The organism is Paenibacillus forsythiae T98, from assembly GCF_000520735.1.
Classification (GTDB): domain Bacteria; phylum Bacillota; class Bacilli; order Paenibacillales; family Paenibacillaceae; genus Paenibacillus_AQ; species Paenibacillus_AQ forsythiae.
Window position 1 is genome coordinate 1 of record NZ_ASSC01000357.1, and the last position, 329, is coordinate 329.

A 329-nucleotide genomic window follows, 5' to 3' on the forward strand; every position below is an offset into this window, starting at 1 on the left:
TGTGCACAGGGTCGTTCCCGTGATCGGCGGACACAATCAGCAGGTCGTCTTCGCCCAAGGCGGACATAATGTCCGGCAGCGCCTTGTCGAACACCTCAAGCGCCCGCCCGTAGCCTTCAGGGTCGCGCCGGTGTCCGTAAAGCGAATCGAAATCGACCAGATTTGTGAACAGCAGTCCCTCAAACGGCTTGCGAAGCTGTTCAATCGTCACTTCGATGCCATGCTCATTGCTCTTGGTCGGGTAGGAAGCCGTCACGCCCTCTCCCGTAAAAATATCGTTGATCTTGCCTACGGCGATCACATCCCTGCCGATATCGGCCAGCGCGGTC

Annotated in this window: 1 pseudogene; it reads right to left on the reverse strand. The window is 58.1% G+C overall.

Going from position 1 to position 329, the window contains the following annotated elements:
• A pseudogene (locus L692_RS28515) lies at positions 1-329 on the reverse strand (phosphopentomutase); the annotation flags it as partial.